The organism is Streptomyces sp. NPDC107550, from assembly GCF_055639095.1.
In genome coordinates this window covers 56,562-71,863 of the sequence record NZ_JBVKBC010000003.1, presented here as the reverse complement: position 1 = coordinate 71,863, position 15,302 = coordinate 56,562, and the positions used below count along the sequence as shown (strand labels likewise).

General features: G+C 72.3%; 16 protein-coding genes. 3 read left to right on the top strand and 13 right to left on the bottom strand.

The genetic code is table 11. From position 1 onward, the window contains the following. Positions 1-97: 97 nt before the first annotated feature. The gene (gene mgrA, locus ACZ7LY_RS05425) at positions 98-1,135 is read left to right on the top strand and encodes an L-glyceraldehyde 3-phosphate reductase (protein ID WP_471623193.1); all 1,038 of its coding nucleotides are present in this window, start codon (positions 98-100) and stop codon (positions 1,133-1,135) included. A 597-nt stretch (positions 1,136-1,732) separates the two neighbouring features. On the opposite strand, the gene ACZ7LY_RS05420 is transcribed toward mgrA, so the two are convergent. After that, positions 1,733-2,530, bottom strand: a complete 798-nt coding sequence (locus ACZ7LY_RS05420; protein WP_471623192.1) for a class I SAM-dependent methyltransferase — start codon at positions 2,528-2,530, stop codon at positions 1,733-1,735. A 220-nt stretch (positions 2,531-2,750) separates the two neighbouring features. Here ACZ7LY_RS05420 and ACZ7LY_RS05415 point away from each other — a divergent pair, with 220 nt between their 5' ends. Both ACZ7LY_RS05415 and ACZ7LY_RS05410 read left to right on the top strand, forming a co-directional pair. Beyond that, entirely contained in the window at positions 2,751-3,296 is a 546-nt protein-coding gene (locus ACZ7LY_RS05415) for a DinB family protein (RefSeq protein WP_471623191.1), read from the top strand. Positions 3,297-3,462: 166 nt separating this feature from the next. Beyond that, the gene (locus ACZ7LY_RS05410; RefSeq protein WP_471623190.1) at positions 3,463-4,773 is read left to right on the top strand and encodes a cytochrome P450; all 1,311 of its coding nucleotides are present in this window, start codon (positions 3,463-3,465) and stop codon (positions 4,771-4,773) included. A gap of 13 nt (positions 4,774-4,786) precedes the next feature. Here ACZ7LY_RS05410 and ACZ7LY_RS05405 read toward each other — a convergent pair whose 3' ends face one another. The 12 genes from ACZ7LY_RS05405 to ACZ7LY_RS05350 all read right to left on the bottom strand — a co-directional run bounded on the left by ACZ7LY_RS05405 (position 4,787) and on the right by ACZ7LY_RS05350 (position 15,281). Then, positions 4,787-5,413 carry an OmpA family protein gene (locus ACZ7LY_RS05405; protein WP_471623189.1) on the bottom strand — a complete coding sequence of 209 codons (627 nt, stop codon included), beginning with the start codon at positions 5,411-5,413 and terminating at the stop codon, positions 4,787-4,789. Position 5,414: 1 nt separating this feature from the next. Beyond that, complete coding sequence (locus ACZ7LY_RS05400; protein ID WP_471623188.1) at positions 5,415-6,020, bottom strand: hypothetical protein; 606 nt, start codon at positions 6,018-6,020, stop codon at positions 5,415-5,417. Between the two features lie 35 nt (positions 6,021-6,055). Beyond that, positions 6,056-6,664 carry a pilus assembly protein TadG-related protein gene (locus tag ACZ7LY_RS05395; protein ID WP_471623498.1) on the bottom strand — a complete coding sequence of 203 codons (609 nt, stop codon included), beginning with the start codon at positions 6,662-6,664 and terminating at the stop codon, positions 6,056-6,058. Continuing rightward, on the bottom strand, positions 6,661-6,849 hold the full coding sequence (locus ACZ7LY_RS05390; RefSeq protein WP_471623497.1) for a hypothetical protein: 189 nt from the start codon (positions 6,847-6,849) through the stop codon (positions 6,661-6,663). Before ACZ7LY_RS05390 ends, ACZ7LY_RS05395 begins: the two co-directional genes overlap by 4 nt. 283 nt (positions 6,850-7,132) lie before the next feature. Then, positions 7,133-8,023 carry a DUF5936 domain-containing protein gene (locus tag ACZ7LY_RS05385; RefSeq protein WP_471623496.1) on the bottom strand — a complete coding sequence of 297 codons (891 nt, stop codon included), beginning with the start codon at positions 8,021-8,023 and terminating at the stop codon, positions 7,133-7,135. Positions 8,024-8,039: 16 nt separating this feature from the next. Beyond that, positions 8,040-8,984, bottom strand: coding sequence for a type II secretion system F family protein (locus ACZ7LY_RS05380; RefSeq protein ID WP_471623187.1), 945 nt, complete (start codon positions 8,982-8,984; stop codon positions 8,040-8,042). Next, positions 8,981-10,351, bottom strand: coding sequence for a CpaF family protein (locus ACZ7LY_RS05375; protein ID WP_471623186.1), 1,371 nt, complete (start codon positions 10,349-10,351; stop codon positions 8,981-8,983). The genes ACZ7LY_RS05380 and ACZ7LY_RS05375 overlap by 4 nt, the downstream gene beginning before the upstream one ends. Further along, a complete protein-coding gene (locus ACZ7LY_RS05370; protein WP_471623495.1) occupies positions 10,348-10,836 on the bottom strand; it encodes a TadE/TadG family type IV pilus assembly protein in 489 nt (162 codons plus the stop codon). The genes ACZ7LY_RS05375 and ACZ7LY_RS05370 overlap by 4 nt, the downstream gene beginning before the upstream one ends. A gap of 131 nt (positions 10,837-10,967) precedes the next feature. Beyond that, positions 10,968-12,551 carry an AAA family ATPase gene (locus ACZ7LY_RS05365; protein ID WP_471623185.1) on the bottom strand — a complete coding sequence of 528 codons (1,584 nt, stop codon included), beginning with the start codon at positions 12,549-12,551 and terminating at the stop codon, positions 10,968-10,970. Positions 12,552-12,669: 118 nt separating this feature from the next. Next, positions 12,670-13,386, bottom strand: a complete 717-nt coding sequence (gene cpaB / locus ACZ7LY_RS05360; RefSeq protein WP_471623184.1) for a Flp pilus assembly protein CpaB — start codon at positions 13,384-13,386, stop codon at positions 12,670-12,672. Positions 13,387-13,534: 148 nt separating this feature from the next. After that, positions 13,535-14,470, bottom strand: coding sequence for a hypothetical protein (locus ACZ7LY_RS05355; RefSeq protein WP_471623183.1), 936 nt, complete (start codon positions 14,468-14,470; stop codon positions 13,535-13,537). A 286-nt stretch (positions 14,471-14,756) separates the two neighbouring features. Next, positions 14,757-15,281, bottom strand: coding sequence for a PadR family transcriptional regulator (locus ACZ7LY_RS05350; protein WP_471623182.1), 525 nt, complete (start codon positions 15,279-15,281; stop codon positions 14,757-14,759). Positions 15,282-15,302 lie beyond the last annotated feature (21 nt).

Sequence of the window (15,302 nt, the reverse complement as noted above, 5' to 3'; positions counted from 1 at the left end):
CCTCCGTGCAGACGGCAGTCCCCGAGGGCGAAAGCCTACTCCCGTACGAGGGGGCGTCCGCTGCGGGGTGTCAGCGGGCTGACGTAGCTTCGTACCCATGAACGACACCTCTCCTTACGCCGCCTCGGCGGACCGGTACGACGCGATGGAGTACCGCCGCTCGGGCCGCAGCGGCCTGAAGCTGCCCGCGATCTCCCTCGGCCTGTGGCACAACTTCGGTGACGACCGCACCCTGGAGTCGCAGCGCGCGATCCTGCGCCGCGCCTTCGACCTGGGCGTCACCCACTTCGACCTGGCGAACAACTACGGGCCGCCGCCCGGCAGCGCCGAGCTGAACTTCGGCAAGATCTTCGCCCAGGACTTCGCGCCGTACCGGGACGAGCTGGTCATCTCGACCAAGGCGGGGTACCTCATGCACCCCGGCCCGTACGGGGAGTGGGGCAGCCGCAAGTACCTGCTCTCCTCGCTGGACGCGTCGCTGAAGCGGATGGGCCTCGATCACGTCGACATCTTCTACTCGCACCGCCCCGACCCGGACACTCCGCTGGAGGAGACGATGGGGGCGCTCGCGTCGGCGGTGCGGCAGGGCAAGGCGCTGTACGTGGGCGTCTCCTCGTACACCAGCGAGCAGACGGCCGAGGCGGCGCGGCTGCTGAAGGAGATGGGCGTCCCGGCGCTCATCCACCAGCCCTCGTACTCGATGATCAACCGCTGGATCGAGGACGACGGCCTGCTGGACACGCTGGAGGCGGCCGGGATGGGCTGCATCTCGTTCGTGCCGCTCGCGCAGGGTCTGCTGACGGGCAAGTACCTCAAGGGCATCCCGGAGGGCTCGCGGGCCACGCAGGGCAAGTCGCTCGACCCGGACCTGCTGAGCGAGGAGGTCCTGCGCCGGCTGAACGGGCTGAACGAGATCGCCCAGCGGCGCGGTCAGTCCCTCGCGCAGCTCGCGCTGGCCTGGGTGCTGCGTGACGAGCGGATGACGTCGGCGCTGATCGGCGCGTCCAGCGTCCGCCAGCTCGAGGAGAACGTGGCGGCGCTCGCGGGCCCGAAGCTGACCGACGAGGAGCTGACGGAGATCGACTCGTTCGCCGTCTCCACGCCGGGCACGAACATCTGGGCCGGGCGGAGCTGACGCCACCCTCCTGGCCGGGGCGCGGGGGCGCCTCGCGGGGATGCCGGGGGCGCCTGGCCGGGGCATGAAAAAACGGGCCGGTCCGTGGGGGGGGAGACGGACCGGCCCGAGGGGGGGTTTCCACCATAACCCTTCGTAAGTGATGCTGCGTGCATCGGCGCCCCACAACTACTCTCCGCAGTCGCGTGGCGACGCCCGGCGGCGGCCTGTCGGCCCTGGTACGGCGGGGCCCGGGGACCGCGCGGGAGGCGTGAGGCGGGGTGCGCGGCGGGCGTGTCGCGGGGCCGGGATATCCCTCTCCCGTGTCAGGCGCGGGGTTGACGCGGCCTTCGGCGGGCGGCGGCGCCGGGTCGGGCGAAGCGGCGCGCGGGGTGGCATGCGGTACCGCGCGGCCCCCTCCTCCGCGCGGTACCGCCGCGCAGCTTTGCTCGCGCGAATTGCCGTTGGTCTGAACTTACGTGAGGTTCGCGTGAGGATCGACAGCTCGTTGGTAACGATGCGGAAACTGTCGTTCCGTTTTCTGCCGCGAAGTCCGGGTCTGCACCGCTCGGCGCACCTCCACAACTGCGCCCGCGCGCCCGCCCGTTCGCAAGGGCGTCACGCGCGGCCCGGGGCGGCGGCCGGCCGGCGAGCCTCGATGAGATGCCGGGTGCTGTGCGCGACGAACGGGCCCTCCCGCTCGATCCGCTCATGCAGCGCGCGCAGCTTCGGCTCGTACGCCTCGACGGTGAACCCGGGCACCATCCACACCACTTTGCGCAGGAAGTGGACGACGGCCCCGATGTCGTAGAACTCCATCCGCAGCCGCTCCGCGCGCAGGTCCACGATCTCCAGGCCCGCCGCCTCGGCCCGCGCCCGCTCGGCGCGCGGATCCCGCGCACCGCGCACCGACTCCGGCTGCGGCCCGAGGAAGTACTCGACGACCTCGAACACACTGGACGGCCCGACGTGTTGGGCGAAGTACGTGCCGCCCGGCCGCAGCACACGGGCGATCTCCGCGAACGGCGGCGCGACCGGGTGGCGGCTCGTGACCAGGTCGAAGACGGCGTCGGCGAAGGGCAGCGGCGCGTCGGCGAGCGCCGCCACGACCCGCACCCCGCGCGGGCCGAGCAGCCGGGCGGCCTTCGCCACGTTCGGCGGCCAGCCCTCGGTGGCCGTCATGCGCGGCGGCAGGACCGGCGCCAGGTTCAGCACCTCGCCGCCGCCCGTGTCGAGGTCGAGGGCCGATTCCGCGCGGGCAAGACGCTCCCCCATCAGCCGCGCGTACCCCCACGAGGGGCGCTCCTCGGTGGCGCGGCCCTCGAACCAGGAGAAGTCCCAGCCCTCGGTCGGCGCGGCCACCGCTTCCGCGACGAGTTCCTCATAGGTCGTGGGCGTGGTGTTCTCGTGGTCCATACGGCGATCCTCTCAGGGCCCGTACGCCCGGGACCAGCCGTTTTGTCCCTGGTGCGGCGTGGGGCGCCGGGACCGGAGTACGCGCGGGACCGGTGGCTGTCGGTGGTCGCTGCTACGTTCAGGGGCAAGGAGACGCGGCGCCGTCGGGAGCCGCGCGGGGGACGCGTACGGGCCCGGCCAGGGGCAGCGCCCGTACGGAACGAGGGGAACGGGGAGAGACATGGGCACGCAGCAGATCAGGCAGGTCCCCTACCAGGGCGACGAGAAGGAGAGCCTGCACGTCGCGCTCGACCGGCACCGGGACGTCGTCCTGTGGAAGCTGGACGGGCTCGACGACGAGCAGCTGCGGCGGCCGATGACGCCGTCGGGGACGCATCTGCTGGGCATCGTGAAGCATCTGGCGTCGGTTGAGTACTCCTGGTTCTGCGAGACGTTCGGGCGCGACAGCGAGCCGCTGTGGTTCGACCCCGAGAAGAACGAGGACCTGGTCGTGGCGGACGGCGAGAGCACCGAGCGCATCCTCGGCTTCTACGCCCGGGCCCGCGCCGCCGCCGACGCGGCCGTCGCCGAACTGCCGCTGGAGACGGTCGGCACCGCGTGGGACGGCCGCCGGGTGTCCCTGCGCTGGGTGCTCGTGCACATGGTGGAGGAAGTCGCCCGGCACGCGGGCCACATGGACATCGTGCGGGAGCTGATCGACGGCGCCACGGGCGGCCATCCGGCCCTGCCGGACACCCCGCGGGCGGGGACCCCGGCCGGCGGCTGACGGGCCCGGGTGGGGCCTGTCCCCGGGCGGATCGGGGGGCTGGCCCCTCTTCCGTGACCCCCTGGGCCCGCACGTACCCTTGGCGGACCCCGCCACCGGCACCTGTCGGCCCGCCCTCGCGCCGCGGGCCGCCCGTCCTCCCGTCTCACCGCAGAAACGCGAGCACATGTCCGTACGTTCCGCGATAGCGACCTGGCTGACCCGTCTCTACTTCTCCCGGCTGCGGAAGAAGGGCACGGGCCTCGATCTGTCCGTGCTGTCGAAGCTGCCCGACGGCGCGCTGCTGCCGCTGCGCCGCGAGGGCGTCGACCCGGTCCCCGAGATAGGCGCCCTGCGCGACCGCGAGCCCGTCAGCAAGCTGCCGATCCCCGGCATGACGGTCTGGCTGGTGTCCGGGTACGACGAGGCGAAGACGGTCCTCGGCGACCACAAGGCGTTCAGCAACGACTTCCGCCACCTCGTCGGCGTGGGCGGCGCCGGGGCCGACCAGAACCCGGGCGGGCTCGGCTTCTGCGACCCGCCGGACCACACCCGGCTGCGGCGGCTGCTCACCCCCGAGTTCACGATGCGGCGCCTGTCCCGGCTCACGCCGCGCATCCACGCCATCGTCGAGGAGCAGCTCGCGCAGGTGGAGAAGGCGGCGGGCGAGTCGCCGGACGGCACGGCCGACCTCGTCGAGCACTTCGCCATGCCCGTGCCCGCGCTCGTCATATGCGAACTGCTCGGCGTGCCCTACGAGGAGCGGGACGCCTTCCAGCGGTTCTCCGTCGCCCGGTTCGACGTGCTGGGCGGTGCGGGCGCGTCCTTCGGGGCGGTGTCGCAGTCCCTCGACTATCTGCGCGGGGTCGTCGCGGAGCAGCGCCGCGCACCCGGCGACGGGCTGCTCGGCATGCTGGTGCGCGAGCACGGCGACTCCCTCACCGACGAGGAGCTGACGGGCCTCGCGGACGGCGTCCTCACCGGCGGCCTGGAGACCACCGCGAGCATGCTCGCCCTCGGCACGCTCATCATGCTCCAGGACCGCGAGCACTTCACGGCGCTGCGGGACGCGGACGATCCGGCGGCGGTCGCCGCGCCCTTCGTCGACGAACTCCTGCGGCATCTGACGGTCGTGCAGACGGCGTTCCCCCGGTTCGCGCGGGCGGACACGTCCGTGGGCGGGGTGTCCATATCCGCCGGCGACGTCGTCATCGTGTCGCTCAGCGCGGCGGACCGCGATCCGCGCATCGGCGACGACATGGACGCCTTCCTCCCGCACCGGCCGCCGGTGCCCTCGCATCTGGCGTTCGGGTACGGCATCCACCGGTGCATCGGCGCGGAGCTCGGCAAGATGGAACTGCGCGCCGCGTTCCCCCAGCTCGTCCGCCGCTTCCCCGCGATGCGGCTGGCGGTGGAGCCGTCGGGCCTCGAATTCCGCAAGCTGTCCATCGTGTACGGGGTGGACTCGCTGCCGGTGCGGCTCGCGGACCGGTCCTGAGCGGGGGGCGGCGTCAGCCGCTCTTGGGGAAGGAGACCTCCACGCGGCGGTTCTTCTTGCGGCCTTCCTCCGTGTTGTTGTCGGCGATGGGGTAGTCCTCGCTGTAGCCGCGCACCTGGAAGGTGATGTCCCCGCCGTTCGCGCCGAGCGCGGCCTGCAGGGCGTCGTGCACGGACTCCGCGCGCTTCTTCGACAGGGTCAGGCCGTGGGCGTACGAGCCGAGGTTGTCGGTGAACCCGAAGACGCGGACGGCGGTGGCCTTCTGTTTCCCGATCTCGTCCGCGATGGCCTGGATACGGGACTTCGCGTCGGGGTTGAGCTTGGCGCTGTCCTTGGGGAAGAGGACTTCGGCCTGGAGGGCGAAGGTGACGTCCTCGTTGGTGTCCGTACGGCGCTCCTCCCCCGACATGTCCTCGACGACGGACTTGATGTCGAGCACCTTCGCGGGGGCGAGCGTCGCGCCGTCCGCGAGTTTCAGCCCCGGGCTGTTGGCGTCCACCTGCGGAGGCGGCGACGTCGTGGTGCTGCCGGGCGGGGCGCCGGTGGGGTCGTCATCGGCGACGGCGGGGCCCGCGGCGCCGGCCAGGACCAACAGCAGGACGGCGCTCGCGGCGGCGGTCGTCATGAAGTGGCGGGGCATGTCATTCGCCCTCGGAGATCTCGATCGGCGCGGGGGGCATGGAGCCGACCTGGAAGGTGACCTTACGGGTCCCTTCGGGCGGGGCGGGGAATTGGGCGTACCAGTCTGTGGTCTGGCCGCTGCGCAGTCCGCCGGTGAAGCGCGTGCACAGGCAGCGCCCTTGGGTGTCGCGCAGGATGAGGTACTTCTTCTTGGCCGTCACGTCCACGAGGCTGGCCCCGGCGATCGAAGCGCCGTTGCTCATCAACTCGCGTTCGTCGCCGCGCCAGTCCACGGGGACCCAGGCCTTACCCGAGCCGTTGGTCGCTGTGCCCTGGACGGTCACGAAGCCGCCTTCGTCCCGTGTCGCGGACGTGACTGTCAGGGAGATGCCGTTCTCGCCCTTGACCTCGGCCAGAATCTTGCCCCCGGACGTGGCCGACGTCGAGGGGGACGGTTGGCCCGCTCCCTCGGCGGGGGAACCAGCGGTGTGCGTGGGTGACGCCTTCGCCTTGTCGGTGCCCCCGTCGTCGCCGCCTCCACAGCCGCCGACCGTCAGGGCCAGGCCAACCGTGACCGCAGCCACGGCCCAAGAGCGCCTGGACGTCGTCGTATGCCGAAGGTTCATGGCTCGGGCTTCCCTCTTCCTCGTGGTTCGCATCGTCAGTCGGCCAGATGAACGGAGAACAGGTCGGCCGCGTCCGGCAAGTCGTCCAAGCTGAAGTCCTCTGGGTCGAAGGAGAACTCGTGATCACCGCAGGTTATTTGCAGCGCCTTCTCAGGGTCGGCGTCCGCCGGCACATTGCACCTGGGCTCGATCACCGCTGTGGCGTGGGCCTTGGCCTTGTCGCTCTCCGTGCCCGGGATGATCGTGTCGCCAACCGTGTACTGCGTCTGTACCTCCACCCAGTAACCGGGGTAGCCGTCGACCTCGGTGTCCTCGGGGCCGCCGACGACATCAGCTCTGTTCTGTGCGGCCAGCCGGGAGGCTGCTGCTGAGGCACCTGCGCCTTCGTACCCCTTGCCGTCGAGCCAGCCCAGCCAGTCGTCGCCCTCTTCCAGAGCCCCGCTCAGACCGAGCATCAGTTCATCCCGCGCGGACTGCGCCGCTGCCAGCGCGGCGGCGTCAGCCGCCGACTGGGCTCCATTGCGGGCCGACGCCGCTTGAGCGAAGGCAAAGAAGGCGAAGGCCGCGAACAGCAGGGCGGCTGTCAACCAGATGTAGATCGGGAGCGTCGAGCCTCGGTCGTCCGTCGCGGCCCGGAAGGTCAGCCGCCGATGACGTTGTTGATGGCATCCATGATGGCGCCCGAGATCATCCCGTCCAGGCCCAGGCTGTCGATCGCCACGAAAATCCCCGCGATGAGGATCATCAACCCCGCGTACTCGACGAACCCCGCGCCCGAGTCGCGGCGTTCGCCGCGGACGCGTTCTTCCAGTGCACTCGTCCACGTCAGCCACGCCCCGAGCAGTCGGTCCTTGATCACGGGTTCCCCCTTCCGCCGCACACTCCGTACACGCCACACGCTCCGCGTCGTCCGGAACAACACACGCAACGTACGGGAAGTGCGACCGTACGCACACGGTTTCGGCGGAGAAGGGGCGGGCCTTGGCCGGAAGTTGTCGTCCCGTCGCCCGAAGGGTCATCCCGTGTCCACTCCCGTCCCCGCGTCGCAGTTCGCGTTAGCCAACGGTCTGCTCCAGCCACTGTAGCCAGTGGGCGCCCTGAGCAGGAGAGGGTCAACGGCCCAGGATCGAGCCGAAGTTGGTGCCGGAGCCGAGGAACATGCCCGTGGCGATGAGGATCATCGTGGCCGGGAGCATGAAGACCAGCGTCACCATCGTTGCCTTCGGGACGGTTTTCGCCGCGCGCCTGCGGGAGTTCTGCGCGTCGGTGCGGCGCATGTCCGTGGCGAGCTGGATGAGGGTCTCCGCGATGGGCGAGCCCAGCTCCTCGCCCTGCTGGAGCGCGGAGACGAACTGGGCGACCTGTTCGGAGGCGTTGCGCCGGCGCAGCTCGTCGAACGCCTGTCTGCGCGGGACGCCCATGTCCATCTGGCGCAGGGTGATCCGCAGTTCGTCCGCCCAGGGCCCCTCGTACTTCTCGGCGACGCGGTCGAGAGCCTGCCGGAAGCCGAGCCCTGCGGAGACGACGACGGCGAGGACGTCGAGGAAGTCGGGCAGGGTGCGGTCGATGACGTCCTTGCGTTCGCGCATCGCCTGCCGGATCAGCGCGTCGGCGGCGAACGCCCCGAAGGCCAGCGTGAGCAGCGCGAGCAGCGGGCGCCCCGCGCTGAGGAAGACGAGCCCCATGAGGACGCCGAAGGCGCCGTAGACGGCACGGCGGGCGGCGTAGCGGTCGATGGTGAGGCCGCCCGGGTTGCCGGCCATGTCGATCTTCCGGCGTTTGGCGTCGACGCGCCGGGGCCCCATCAGGCGCAGGACGAGCGGTGCGAACCGCATGCCGAGCCGGTCGACGGCGGACCCGGTGACGGAGACGCGGCTGGCGCCGACCTCGAGGGCGAGGGCGAGGTCACTGGGGACCTTGGCCTCGGCGCGGTACATGCGCACGCCGGCGAAGGCGCCGAGGACGGCGAGCGCGGCCAGGGCGGCGAGCAGGAGGGAGAGCAGGGCGGCGGACACGGGCCTACACCTCGATCTTGCCGAGGCGGCGGATGACGAAGAACCCGACCGCGTACAGGCCGAGGGCGATCAGGATGAGGGCCTGGCCGATGCCGGAGCCGGTGACGCGGGCGAGGGCGCCGTCGTTCGAGGAGTTGACGAGGAGCAGCGAGCCGACGCCGAGCAGGGGGACGGTGAACGCGGTGGCGTTGACCTCGGAGAGCATGGTGCGGATCTCGCGGCGGGTCTCCTTGCGGTCCTCCAGCGTCTGGGTGAGGTTGCGCAGCGAGGAGACGACCGTGCCGCCCGCCTTGTTGGCGAGGACGAGGGTGGTGACGAGGACGATGAGTTCGCGGGAGGGCAGCCGGGCGGCGAGTTCGTCGAGGGCGTCGTCCACGGACCGGCCGAGCGACAACTGGTCGGCGACGCGGGACAGTTCCTCGCCCGCCGGGGCTTCCAGTTCCTCCGCCGCCATGGCGAGGGAGGTGCGCAGGGCGAGTCCGGCGGCGGTGGCGTTGGCCAGCAGGCGTGCCACGTCGGGGAGTTGGTTGATGAACGCCTCGATGCGTTTCTGGCGCTGCCAGTTGAGGAAGATGACGGCGGCCCAGACGGCGACGGCACCCGCGATGGGCCCGAAGAACGGGGCGAGGGTGGACGCGGCGAGCACCCACAGGCCGACGACGAGCGCGGTGACGTAGACGGCGAACTCGCCCGCGCTGACGTCCAGGCCCGTCGCCGACAGACGTAGCTGGATGGCGCGGCCGAGCCGGGTGCGGCGCAGCCGGCGGTCGATGCCGGTGAAGCGGCGCGTGCGGGAGCCGGCGCCGGAGCGGGCGCCCCCGTAGTCGTCGAGGCGGTCCACGAGGGCCTGGCGCTGGGCGCGGCCCGAGGCGTAGACATGGGCGCCAGCGATGGCGACGACGCAGGTCAGGGCGGTGGCGCCGAGGGCGATGAGGACGCTGGTGGTCATCCGGTGGCCTCCCTGGTGTGGCGGGCGTCGACGGACTCGACCACGCCGAACGCGGGCGGCACGGACTCCCCCGCGATGTACAGCCGGTCGGCGACGCGGCGGGGCAGCGGCAGATGCTCGTAGTAGCCGCGGACGCGGCGGCGTTCGACGTCGGTGGTGCCGGTGACGTAGGGCTGGACGACGAACCGGGTGACGGGCGCGATGGTGAACTGCTCGCGGCCGTGCGAGACGAGCAGGGCGATCTCGCTGACCCGGCGGGAGCCGTCGGCGTGCCGGGTGAGCTGGACGAGGACGTCGACGGCGGAGTTGATCTGGTCGCGCAGCGCCTCGAAGGGGACGTCGACCTCGGACATCGAGCCGAGTGTCTGGAGGCGGGTGAGGGCGTCCTCGGCGGTGTTGGCGTGGACGGTGGCGAGCGAGCCGTCGTGGCCGGTGGACATGGCCTGGAGCATGTCGAGGGTCTCGCCGCCGCGGACCTCGCCGACGATGATGCGGTCGGGGCGCATGCGCAGGCTGTTGCGGACGAGGTCGCGGATGGTGACCTGGCCCTTGCCCTCGACGTTCGGGGGCCGTGACTCCAGGCGGATGACGTGGTCCTGCTGGAGCTGGAGTTCGGCGGAGTCCTCGATGGTGATGATGCGTTCGTGCGCGGGGATCAGCGCGGACAGGGCGTTGAGCAGGGTGGTCTTGCCGGAGCCGGTGCCGCCGCTGACGATGATGTTGAACCGGGCGCGGACACAGGCGGCGAGCAGCATGAGCATGTGCTCGTCCAGGGAGCCGAGTTCGATGAGTTCGGTGAGGCTGTACGCGCGCGGGAAGCGGCGGATGGTGAGGGTGGCGCCGGTCAGGGCGAGCGGCGGGATGATGACGTTGACGCGTTCGCCGGAGGGCAGGCGGGCGTCGACCATCGGATTCGACTCGTCCACGCGCCGGTTGACGGTGGAGACGATGCGCTCGATGGTCTGCATGAGCTGCTCGTGCGAGGCGAAGCGCAGCGGGAGCTGTTCGACGCGGCCTGAACGCTCCACGAAGATCGCGTCGGGGCCGTTGACCATGATCTCGGTGACGGAGGCGTCGGCGAGGAGCGGTTCGAGGATGCCGAGGCCGAGGGCTTCGTCGACGACGCGGCGGATGAGCTGCGCGCGTTCGGCGGTGCTGAGGACGGGGCCCTCGCGGCTGATGATGTGGCCGAGGACGCGTTCGAGGCGGACGCGGCGGTCGTCGGCCTGGAGCGCCGACATCTCGGCGAGGTCGATCTCCTCCAGGAGTTTGGCCCGGTAGACGGCGATCAGGCCCTCGTCGCGGTCGGGGGGCGTGCCGGGGGCGACGCCGTCGCGGGTGGCGACGACCCGGTTGCGCAGGCTCATCGCGGGCTCCCGTCGTCGGTGCGGTGGGTGGGGGGCGTGCGGTGGGTGAGGTGCGTGGGGTCAGCGAGGGTCTTGCGGCCGGTGAGGCGCGGGCCATCAGCGAGGATCGTGGGGCCGGTGAGGTCTGGCCGGGCGGTGAGGTGCGCGCTGCCGGTGACGTGCGTACGGTCGGTCTGGTCGTTCGGCATGGTGGCGGAGCGGTGCAGGTCCCAGCCGCCGCCGAACAGCGGGATGACCGCCGGTACGTGGACGGTGACCTCGGCGGTGACCGTGTCGCCGCCGCTCACGGTCGCCCTGGGGTCGAGCCAGCCACTGGCCGAGGCCGAGGCGGCGGTCTGGGCGGTGCCGGGGTGCAGGGACTCGGCGCGGGCGGCGGCGCGGGCGGCGCTCCCGGCCTGGCTGGCGCCGTAGCCGACGAGGCCGAGCTGGATCGCGGCCATGCCGATGACCAGCAGGAACGGCAGGAACCCGGCGAACTCCAGCATGGACACGCCCCGGTCCCCGCGCAGCCGCGCACGCAGGGCACGCCGGATTCCCGTACGAAGGCCATGGGCCCGGCGCCCCCCGCCACCGCCCGCCCGAGCACCGCCCCCTCCGACCCGCACACGCCGCCCGCTCACCGGACCGTCTCCGAGGCCGCGCCCGCCGTCCCCGTCACCTTCCAGCCGGGGTTGACGCCGGGGAAGAACAGGGGGACGTCGACCTTGACCGTGGCCCGCATGACCGTGCCGTCGTCGGCGCAGCCGATGTCCGCCCCTTGCCACGCGGAGGGCAGATGGGAACGGCCGGCGGCGGCGCAGGCCCCGGCGCTGTCGCCGTGGCTGGCCTCGGCGGAGGTCGCGGCGCGGGCCGCCTCGTCCGCCGCGTTCCCGGCGAGGGAGTACGTGTAGCCGTACAGGACGCACTGCCACATCAGGGCCATGACGACGAGGACGAGCGGGAACATGGCCGCGAACTCCAGGGTGACCGCGCCTTTGTCGGAGCGGCGGCGGGAGCGGCGGCCGCCGTGCTCGGGGGCGGGGGCGGCGACCAGGCCGAGTTCGGCGGCGAGGGCCCACAGCGCCTGTTTGACGGTCGAGCGGTTGTCGAGGTCCTGCATGCGGCCCGCGTCGACGGCGGTCTGGAGTTCCTTGTAGGCGGCGGGGATCACGGTCGCGGCGGCCTTCGTGCCGGTGACCTTCTCGACCAGGGCGGCCTGGATCTCGGCGGCGCGTGACTGCCGGTTGACGACGGTGAGCGTCTCCTCCGCCTTGCGGATCTGGAGGCGGTCCCAGAGCCGGACCATGCGCTTGGCGGCGCGCACCGCGACGACGTCCGGGGTGACCAACAGGGCGGCCTGGTCGGCGAGTTCGATGGCGGCGGCGTTGGCGGCGCCCATCTGGGTGCCGCAGTCGACGACGACGACCTCGTAGCGGGCGCGCAGGGCGTGGACGACCTGGCGGGCGACGCGGTCGGTGACCTCCTCGCCGCGTTCGCCGTCGGCGGGGGCGAGGAGCAGGTCGATGCCGCTCTCGTGGGTGAAGACGGCGTCCTGGAGGACGCGCGGGGTGATGTCGCGGATGGCGGCGAGGTCCGCGATCGAGCGCCGGAACTGCACGTCGAGGTAGGAGGCCACGTCCCCGGACTGGAGGTCGAGGTCGAGCAGGGCGACGCTGTGGCCCGACGCCCGCGCGGCGAGGGCGAGTTGGACGGCGGCGACGGTGGTGCCGACCCCGCCCTTGGCGCCGGTGACGGCGACGACCCGGCCGCCGCCGCCCGCCGGGACGAGGTCGCCGCCGCTGCCGCCCGCGAGGTGCCGGCGCATGCCCGCGGACCAGGAGGCGGCGGCGTGGACGCGCTCGGCGAGGGCGTCGTAGCCGAGGGGGAAGGCGACGATACCGCGGGCGCCGCTGTCCATCGCGGCGGTCAGCAGCGCGGGGCTGGTGTCGGCGGTGACGAGGACGACACCCACGGCGGGGAAGCGCAGCACGAGATCGCGGATGAGGTCCAACGCCGGTACGGGACCGATGCGTTCGTGGACGAGGACGACCTCGGGCAGCTCGTCCAGGGACTCGGCGGCGAGCCGCGCCAGCAGGTCGAGCAGGGCGGTGGAGTCGGTGACGGGCGGCGCGGGCTCGGTGTCGGGCAGTTGGGAGAGCAGGGTGATGAGCGCGCGGGCGCCTTCCGGGTCGCCGATCGCCGGGAGGATGCGGGTGGTCATCGGACGCCTGCCTTTCGGGGGGCCGGGGTCACGGGGTGCGCTGCCGCGCGGGGTGCGTACGGGGTTCCCCGGCGCGGGGCGCCGATGCCGCCGGGCCCGGTTCCGGGTGCGGGCGCGCTCACTTGTCCTCGTCCAGGGTGTACGAGCGGTCGCCGGGCGGGATCGTGCCGGAGTCGCCGGGGGCGACCAGCGCGAGCCGGACGTGGGAGGCGAACGACTCGGCGTACGCGACGCGTTGGGCGTCGCCCGAGCCGAGCGCGAACGTGATGGGGACGGCCTCGCCCTGGCGCCGGGCGGCACCGCGGTCGTCGGCGTTCTGCTGGTCGATGGGGGTGAGTTTGCCGACGTCGAGGACTTCGGCGTTCTCCACGATGACCTTCGACTGGTCCTTCTGCTTGTCGTTCTCGGCCTTGAAGGTGGCGTAGATGTTGACCTTGGCGCCGGGGTCGATCTTGCCGGCGACGCCGGTCTCCGCGTCGATCATGATGGCGATCTCCTGCTGGCCCGCTTTGAGCCGGGGACGCTGGACGATCATGTCGGACTGGAGCAGGGAGCCCTTCTTGAGCTGGGTGACGGCGATCTTGCCGCGGATGTCGCCGAGCCGGGTGACGGCCGTCGCGGACAGCCACCGCTTGGGCATCGACACCTTCTCGAACTGGTCCTGCGTCAGCTCCTTGTACGGCGCCACGTCCTGCCGCAGCCGGTACGCGGTGGTCTCCGGGCCGACCTCGGAGCGCACGTCCTTGATCACGGCGAGCACGCCGGCGAAGGCGCCGACGGCGCACAGGGCCGAGACGATCAGGAGGACGACGCCGCGGCGCTGACGTGAGTTCATGGACCGGACAACCTCGTTGCTAGGCGGGGCGGACGACGGGTCTTACGTGGTCGGGGCCTTACGGGCTTTGCGGTCTTACGGGTTTTGCGGTTACGGGTCTCGCGGTGCTACGGGCCTTGCGGTCGTACGGGGTCGGGGGCGGCCGGGGTCAGTGGGGGGCGCGGGGCAGGGCGGCGCGGGCCGGGGCGGCGGCGGGCGCGAGGGAGGCGCGCCGGGCGCCGGGCCGCTCGGGCGGTGACTCGGCGGCCAGCGGCGCGGAGCAGAACCCGCAGCGGTCGCCGATGAGTTCGAGCCCGCACCAGCGGCACTCCTCGCGCCGCACGGAGGAGACAAGCTGGTAGAGGACGGAGATGTCGGGGACGGCGGCGGCGAACTCCACGATCTTTCCCGGGCCGTTGCCCTTGCCGGTGGCCCACCAGCGCGGCGAGTCGGCGGGCAGCCGCACCTCGCTGACGCTCTGCACGCGCCAGGCGGGGGCGAGGACTTCGGTCACCCAGGCGGGGTCGGCCTGTCCGGACGCGTAGAACATGCGGGTGGCGAAGGCCGGGCCTGCGGGGGTCTCCTCGCCGGTGATGCGCAGCAACTCCGGCTGCGGGGACGCCAGTACGGCGAACTGGGCGCCCGGCGACCACGACTTGGCGTGCGTCTTGAGGCTGACGGGGACGCGGTCGAGCCGGGCGACGGAGCCGACGACGGCACCGGCGTAGATGTAGTGGGCGAGCAGCCGGGCGGCGCAGGCGAGGACGCCGGGGCTGAAGTCGCAGACGGACAGCTGGCGCAGTTGCAGCGCGAGCACGGCGAGGCCGAGCGGCGGCAACTCGGGCCGCAGGATGGCGATCCGGTCGCTTTCCAGCACGGAACGGATCGCGTACAGCCGGTGTACGGCCGCGTCCGTCGATCCGTGCGGGCACAGGGCGATCACGTACCCGTGCTGTTCGATCAGGGTGTGGACATCGGTGATCGCGCGGTCGAGCGGGTAGGTCTCGGGCGGCTCGCCGAGCGGGAGCACGGCGGCGGTCGGCGTGTGCCGGTCCGGCGAACCGATGACCAGGTCGGGGCCGGTGACGGCTATGGCGGTCGGCACGCGTGAACCCCCCGGTCGCTCTGCGCTCCCTGCTCGGCGCGGGGCACCGCACGCCGTACCGCACGGCGCGGTGCTCCTGCCTGAGCACCATATCCACGAGGGCGCCCGGCAACACCCCACTTCGCACTGTTCACGCGGACCCGGCCCCGGGGTTGGCCCGGAACCGACGTCCACCCCCTTGACACGCCCAATGGTCTGGACCAACTTGTATCCCGGTACGCATCGCACCGGACGGCGCAGCGCCGCCGCTCCCCCGGCGGCGCTGCCGGCTCCCGCCGGGCGGCCCTCACTCCCCCGCGCCCGCCACCTCCCGCTCCGCCCAGCGCGCCCACTCGGCCTGCATCGCCATGAACCGCTTGCCCCACTCCAGGGTGAGCCGCCCGTACAGGGAGAGCGGATCGTCGCCCCAGTCCATCGACTTGTCGAACGCGGTCAGCGCCTCCAGGTTGGCCGTGGCCGACTCGGCGCGGCCGTGCAGGAAGGCGCGGGCCTCGGGCGGGGTGACGGTGCCGAGCAGGAAGACGCGCAGCAGGACGTCGTTGCGGCGGTAGCCGTTCGGCGCGGCCCCCAGGAGCCAGGTGCGCAGCGCGGCCCGGCCGTCGTCCGTGATCTCGTACGTCTTGCGGCCCCGGGGGCCCTCGGCCGCGACCCGGATCAGCCCGGCGGCGTCGAGCTTGGTCAGCTCGGTGTAGATCTGGCTCTGGGTGGCGGGCCAGACGTTCTCCAGCGTCGTACGGAACGTGCCGAGCAGGTCGTAGCCGCTGGCCGGGCCGTCCGCGAGCAGGCCGAGGAGTGCGTGTCGAAGGCTCATGCGTCCACTGTAGCGCCGACG